The organism is Mycobacterium sp., assembly GCF_025933915.1.
In the GTDB taxonomy this organism is placed as follows: Bacteria; Actinomycetota; Actinomycetes; order Mycobacteriales; family Mycobacteriaceae; genus Mycobacterium.
On sequence record NZ_JAICZA010000206.1, the window covers coordinates 1 to 6,422 of the forward strand.

Below are 6,422 nucleotides of genomic sequence, written 5' to 3' on the forward strand. Positions count from 1 at the left end.
CAGGCGACGTCCTACGACACCATGGGTCAGGTCAACCAGGCCTTCCGCAACATCGTCAACATGCTCCACGGGGTGCGCGACGGGCTGATTCGCGACGCGAACAACTACGAGCAACAAGAGCAGGCCTCGCAGCAAATCCTCGGCAGCTAGCGCTGAAAACCGCGGCTGCGTAACATTTCGAGACATTAGGAGAACATCGATATGAGCATTAACTACCAGTTCGGCGATGTGGACGCCCATGGTGCCCTGATTCGCGCCCAGGCCGCGTCTTTGGAAGCCGAGCACCAGGCCATCGTTCGCGATGTGCTTGCTGCCGGTGACTTCTGGGGCGGTGCCGGTTCGGTGGCGTGCCAGGAGTTCATCACCCAGTTGGGTCGCAACTTCCAGGTGATCTACGAGCAGGCCAACTCCCACGGACAGAAGGTCCAGTCCGCGGGCAACAACATGGCCAGCACCGACAGCGCCGTCGGGTCCAGCTGGGCCTGACACCACGTCTCGACGCCGGGGCCGCGCACCGACTGGTGTGCGGCCCCGTTTTCCTCTGCTACACGATGGCTGAAAACCACTCGGGTGCTGTCGATTTCGAGGACTCAGACGCCGTAAGGATTTGGCGACGTCCAATCAACGACCCTGCATCCCAGCATCTTTCGACAGCGCCGGCCGACGCGCCTACATTTGAGAATTCTATGAACTCCGTGACAATCCGGTGTGCGGCCGGTCAGAATATAGGGACATGACCGCAATGGCCGGATACTCAGGCTCGCAGCGCCCTCGCCAGGCCATCCTGGGGCAGCTGCCCAGGATCAACCGTGCCGACGGGTCACCGATCAGGGTTTTGCTGGTCGACGACGAGCCGGCGCTGACCAATTTGGTGAAGATGGCGCTGCACTATGAGGGCTGGGTTGTCGACATCGCCCACAACGGGCGCGAGGCCATGGCCAAGTTCGAGAGGATCAGCCCCGACGTACTCGTCCTCGACATCATGCTTCCCGACGTGGACGGGCTGCAGATCCTGGAACGGGTGCGCCAATCCGACGCTTACACCCCGACGCTTTTCCTCACCGCGCGCGACTCGGTCATGGACCGGGTGACCGGCCTGACCGCGGGAGCCGACGACTACATGACCAAGCCCTTCAGCCTGGAGGAATTGGTCGCCCGGCTGCGCGGGTTGTTACGCCGCTCCGGCCAGCCGCCCACACCGACCGCCGAAACCCTCAAAGTCGGCGACCTGCGGGTCGACACCGCCAGCCGCGAAGTCACCCGCGGGGACACGCCGATATCGCTTTCCTCCACCGAGTTCGAGTTGCTGCGCTTCCTCATGCGCAATCCGCGGCGCGCGCTGAGCCGCACCGAGATCCTCGACCGGGTGTGGAACTACGACTTCGCCGGGCGCACCAGCATCGTGGATCTCTACATCTCCTACTTGAGGAAGAAGATCGACTCCGGCCGGGAGCCGATGATTCAAACGGTCCGCGGTGTGGGGTACATGCTGCGGCCGGCGGAATGAGCCGAGACCGGGCCACCGGATCCGGGGGCTTTCCCCGGTGGTTTCCCTCGTCGCTACGCCGCCAACTGCTGTGGGGCGTGCTGGCCGTGGTCAGTGTGGTGCTGGTGACGGTCGGCATGGTTTCCGTGCTCAGCCTGCGCGGCTATGTCAACACCATGAGTGACGCCGACATCGCCGAGTCCCTCGACGCGTTGAGCCACCAGTACACCAAATACCGCAACGGCGAACACACTTCGGCGCATCCGGGTACCCCGCCGATCGGACGGGCGATGCTGGAATTCACCGGACAAACACCGGGAAACCTCATCGCCGTGTTGCGCGACCGCGTTGTGATCGGGTCGGCGGTCTTCTCCGAAGTCGAAACGAAACCCGCGCCGGACGACGTCGTCCGCGTGCTTGAAGCGCAGTCGTGGCCCGGCGGCCCGCCACGGACCGAAATGCTGGGCACGCTGGGGTCTTACCGCGTCGACAGCACCAGGGACGGACCCGACGTGCTCGTGGTCGGGACGCCGCAGAACATCGCCGACCGAATCATCGCGCGCAAACAGGTCACCACCATTGCGCTGACCGCGGCGGCTTTGGCGCTGACCGCCGCCCTCACCGGATGGGTCGTCGGGTACACGCTTCGTCCGCTGCGCCGGCTCGCGGCAGTCGCGGCCAATGTGGCCGGCATGCCGCTCGCCGATGACGAGCACCGGATCAGCATCCGGGTTCAACCGCAGGACACCGACCCGCAGAATGAAGTCGGGATCGTCGGTCACACGTTGAACCGGTTGCTGGACAACGTGGATAGCGCGTTGGCGCATCGGGCCGAATCCGACCTGCGGATGCGCCAATTCATCAGCGACGCCAGCCACGAACTGCGGACACCGCTGGCGGCCATTCAGGGCTACGCCGAACTCACCCGTCAGGACAGTTCGGCGCTGCCACCGACCACCGAATACGCGCTGGCCCGGATCGAATCCGAAGCTCGGCGGATGGCATTGCTCGTCGACGAGTTGCTGCTGCTGTCCCGGCTGGGTGAAGGCCAAGATCTGCAGTCCGACGACGTCGACCTGGCCGAGCTGGCCAACAATGCGGTGAACGACGCAACGGTGGCTGCGCTGACCCACCACTGGGTCAAAGACCTGCCCGACGAGCCGGTCTGGGTGCGGGGGGACCACGACCGGCTGCATCAGTTGGTCAGCAACCTGCTCGGCAACGCCCGCGTGCACACCCCGCCCGGGGTCACGGTGACGACCGGAATCACTTGCCACCGTGACGGTCCCGAGCCCCCCTTCGTGGAATTGACCGTCACCGACGACGGACCGGGCATCGACGAAGAACTGCTGCCCAGGCTGTTCGAGCGGTTTGTCCGGGCGGACACGTCAAGATCCGACGGGTCGGGTCACGGACTGGGCCTGCCGATCGTCAATTCGATCGTCAAGGCCCACCACGGCTCGGTCACCGTCGAATCCACGGAGGACATAACGGTTTTCCGGGTGCGGCTCCCCCTGATCGCGACGACGCCACAGGGCGTTAACAAACCGTAAAGGTGCACGGCACCCCCGTTAGGAAACCGTCAACCTGCACGCACTGGCGGACGATGCCCGGCTAATTTCTAGCTGACTTTCCTCCGAGACTGTCGCTTGATGGTGGTGACCCGTTGCGCCCCGCTCGTGCTGATGTGGCGACCCGCTTCGCCCGGCATCGCCGCGCTTGCGATCACCACGCGCGGTGGCTGACTCGATTGGGGTCACTGTCGTATGCACGTGATTGGCGCGGAACGGAGACGAAATGGGCGTGGCGGTGTACGTCGTGCTGACCGTGGCGGTGTTCGCCGCGCTCGGCTTGGCTCAGAGGCTGGTCGACCGGCTGTGAATTACCAAAATACCGTCGGCTTGGTGCTTTCCATCGTCATTGCGCTCTATCTCGGGGGCGCACTGCTGTTCCCGGAGAGGTTCTGAGTGAGCACCACAACGGCCGGGGTCATTTTCCTCGTTGTCCTCGTGGTGGCGGTGGCGGTCGTGCACGTGCCCTTCGGGGACTACATGTTTCGGGTGTATGCCTCGGAAAAGGATTCGTCCGTCGAGCGAGTGATCTACCGGCTGATCGGCGTTGATGCGCGCTCGGAACAGACGTGGGGGGCATATGCCCGAAGCGTGCTGGCGTTCTCGTCGATCAGCATTCTGTTCCTGTTCGTGTTCCAGCTCGTCCAGGGCACGTTGCCGCTGCACCTGCACGATCCGGCCACGAAGCTGACTCCCTCCCTGGCGTGGAACACCGCGGTCAGCTTTGTCACCAACACCAACTGGCAGGCCTACTCCGGCGAATCGACGCAGGGCCATCTCGTGCAGATGGCCGGTCTGGCGGTGCAGAACTTCGTTTCCGCCGCCGTCGGGATGGCGGTGGCCGTCGCGCTGGTGCGCGGGTTCGCCCGCACCCGCACCGGCGAGCTGGGCAACTTCTGGGTCGACCTGGTGCGTGGAACGCTGCGCATCCTGTTGCCCGTTGCCATCGTCAGCGCGATCCTGCTGATCGCCGGCGGGGCGATCCAGAACTTCCACCTGCACGACCAGGTGGTCACGACGCTGGGCGGCGCCCCGCAGACTATTACCGGCGGGCCGGTGGCCAGCCAGGAGGTCATCAAGGAGCTCGGCACCAACGGCGGCGGCTTCTACAACGCGAATTCCGCACACCCGTTTGAGAATCCGACCGGCTGGACCAATTGGCTGGAGATCTTCCTCATCCTGGTGATCGGGTTCTCGCTGCCGCGCACGTTCGGCCGCATGGTGGGTAACAGCAAGCAGGGCTACGCGATTGCGGCGGTGATGGCGACGCTGTACACGATCAGCACCACCTTCATGCTGTGGTTCCAGACGCAACACCACGGCACGGTGCCGACCTCGATCGGCGCGGCGATGGAGGGGGTCGAGCAGCGCTTCGGCATCACCGACTCGGGGGTGTTCGCCGCCGCGACGACGCTCACCTCCACCGGCGCCGTCGACTCCACCCATGACTCCCTCACCAGCCTCGGCGGCATGATCACGATGTTCAACATGCAGCTGGGTGAGGTCGCGCCCGGCGGCACCGGCTCTGGCCTGTACGGCATTCTTGTGCTGGCGGTGATCACCGTGTTCGTCGCCGGTCTGATGGTCGGACGCACCCCCGAATACCTCGGCAAGAAGATCAACCCGCGCGAGATCAAGCTTGCCGCAAGCTATTTCCTGGTTACCCCGTTGATCGTGCTGACCGGCACCGCGATCGCCATGGCGCTGCCCGGCGAACGCGCCGGCATGCTGAACAGCGGACCGCACGGCCTCTCGGAGATCCTCTACGCGTTCACCTCGGCGGCCAACAATAACGGGTCGGCGTTCGCCGGGCTGAACGCCAACACCGACTGGTACAACACCGCTCTCGGTCTGGCCATGGCGTTCGGTCGGTTCCTGCCCATCGTGCTCGTGCTCGCGTTGGCCGGATCGCTTGCCCGGCAGGGCAGCACACCGGACTCGGCGGGCACCTTGCCCACCCACCGGCCGCAGTTCGTGGGGATGGTCGCCGGTGTGACGTTGATCGTCGTTGCCCTCACGTTCTTGCCCATGCTCGCGCTCGGGCCCCTCGCCGAAGGAATCCACTGATGACAGCGACCGCGATCGAGCCGGCCGAGCGGCCGCAGCCGGCCCCACCCACCGGCAGGCAACCGGTGCGGGGCGGCCTGCTCGACCCGAAGATGCTGTGCACGTCGGCGCCGGATGCGCTGCGCAAACTCGATCCGCGCACCCTATGGCGCAACCCGGTGATGTTCATCGTCGAAATCGGCGCCGCCTGGAGCACCGCGCTGGCGATCATCGACCCGACATGGTTCGCCTGGTTGGCCGTGATCTGGTTGTGGCTGACCGTGCTGTTCGCCAATCTCGCCGAAGCCGTCGCCGAGGGCCGCGGCAAGGCCCAGGCCGAAACGCTGCGCCGGGCCAAAACGCAAACCGTGGCTCGGCGCCTCAAGGACTGGGCGCCCGGGGCCGCCGCAATCGAAGAGGCAGTCGCCGCGGCGCAATTGCGACGAGGCGACGTCGTCGTGGTCGAGGCGGGCCAGGTGATCCCCGGGGACGGAGACGTGGTGGAAGGCATTGCCTCGGTCGATGAATCGGCCATCACGGGCGAGTCGGCCCCGGTGATCCGCGAGTCCGGCGGTGACCGTTCGGCGGTCACCGGCGGGACCACGGTGCTCAGCGACCGGATCGTCGTGAAGATCACCCAGAAGCCCGGCGAGAGCTTCATCGATCGGATGATCGCGCTCGTCGAGGGCGCCAATCGGCAGAAGACCCCGAACGAGATCGCGCTCAACATCCTGCTGGCCGCGTTGACGATCATCTTCGTGTTCGCCGTCGCGACGTTGCAGCCGTTGGCCATCTACTCCCAGGCGAACAATCCCGGCGTCCCGAATACCCAGGCGCTGGGTGCAAGCGGCGTCACCGGCATCGTGATGGTGTCGTTGCTGGTGTGCCTGATCCCGACCACGATCGGCGCGCTGCTGTCGGCCATCGGCATCGCCGGTATGGACCGGCTGGTGCAGCGCAACGTGCTCGCCATGTCCGGGCGGGCGGTGGAAGCCGCGGGTGACGTCAACACCCTGCTGCTGGACAAGACGGGGACCATCACGCTGGGCAATCGGCAGGCAGCCGGCTTCATCCCGCTCGACGGCGTGTCCGCCGAACAACTGGCCGACGCGGCGCAGCTGTCCAGCCTCGCCGACGAAACGCCGGAAGGCCGCTCGATTGTCGTGTTCGCCAAGCAGCACTTTGGACTGCGTGCCCGCACACCGGGTGAGCTGTCGCAAGCCCACTGGGTGGCCTTCTCCGCCACCACCCGGATGTCGGGTGTCGACCTCGATGGGCACCTGCTGCGCAAGGGTGCGGCGAGCTCGGTTGCGGAATGG

Annotated in this window: 6 protein-coding genes and 2 pseudogenes; all 8 read left to right on the plus strand. The window is 65.5% G+C overall.

What is annotated here, in order from left to right; genetic code table 11:
* Nucleotides 1-150 (plus strand): annotated as a pseudogene (locus Q0W90_RS22090) (WXG100 family type VII secretion target); the annotation flags it as partial.
* A 51-nt stretch (nt 151-201) separates the two neighbouring features.
* On the plus strand, nt 202-486 hold the full coding sequence (locus Q0W90_RS22095; protein ID WP_020824001.1) for a WXG100 family type VII secretion target: 285 nt from the start codon (nt 202-204) through the stop codon (nt 484-486).
* A gap of 247 nt (nt 487-733) precedes the next feature.
* A complete protein-coding gene (locus Q0W90_RS22100; RefSeq protein WP_297596872.1) occupies nt 734-1,507 on the plus strand; it encodes a response regulator transcription factor in 774 nt (257 codons plus the stop codon).
* The gene (locus Q0W90_RS22105) at nt 1,504-3,039 is read left to right on the plus strand and encodes a HAMP domain-containing sensor histidine kinase (RefSeq protein ID WP_297596870.1); all 1,536 of its coding nucleotides are present in this window, start codon (nt 1,504-1,506) and stop codon (nt 3,037-3,039) included. Before Q0W90_RS22100 ends, Q0W90_RS22105 begins: the two co-directional genes overlap by 4 nt.
* Before the next feature lie 244 nt (nt 3,040-3,283).
* The gene (locus Q0W90_RS22110) at nt 3,284-3,367 is read left to right on the plus strand and encodes a potassium ABC transporter ATPase (RefSeq protein ID WP_297596879.1); all 84 of its coding nucleotides are present in this window, start codon (nt 3,284-3,286) and stop codon (nt 3,365-3,367) included.
* The gene (locus Q0W90_RS24520) at nt 3,364-3,453 is read left to right on the plus strand and encodes a potassium-transporting ATPase subunit F (RefSeq protein WP_297825963.1); all 90 of its coding nucleotides are present in this window, start codon (nt 3,364-3,366) and stop codon (nt 3,451-3,453) included. The genes Q0W90_RS22110 and Q0W90_RS24520 overlap by 4 nt, the downstream gene beginning before the upstream one ends.
* Nucleotides 3,454-5,124 carry a potassium-transporting ATPase subunit KdpA gene (gene kdpA, locus Q0W90_RS22115; protein ID WP_297596868.1) on the plus strand — a complete coding sequence of 557 codons (1,671 nt, stop codon included), beginning with the start codon at nt 3,454-3,456 and terminating at the stop codon, nt 5,122-5,124.
* A pseudogene (locus Q0W90_RS22120) lies at nt 5,124-6,422 on the plus strand (potassium-transporting ATPase subunit B); the annotation flags it as partial. The gene kdpA and the pseudogene Q0W90_RS22120, both read left to right, overlap by 1 nt.

Bases quoted from the DNA above. Each gene is read 5' to 3' on its own strand.
- Q0W90_RS22095 (WP_020824001.1), top strand. From the start codon at position 202: ATGAGCATTAACTACCAGTTCGGCGATGTGGACGCCCATGGTGCCCTG.
- Q0W90_RS22105 (WP_297596870.1), top strand. From the start codon at position 1,504: ATGAGCCGAGACCGGGCCACCGGATCCGGGGGCTTTCCCCGGTGGTTT.
- Q0W90_RS22110 (WP_297596879.1), top strand. From the start codon at position 3,284: ATGGGCGTGGCGGTGTACGTCGTGCTGACCGTGGCGGTGTTCGCCGCG.
- Q0W90_RS22100 (WP_297596872.1), top strand. From the start codon at position 734: ATGACCGCAATGGCCGGATACTCAGGCTCGCAGCGCCCTCGCCAGGCC.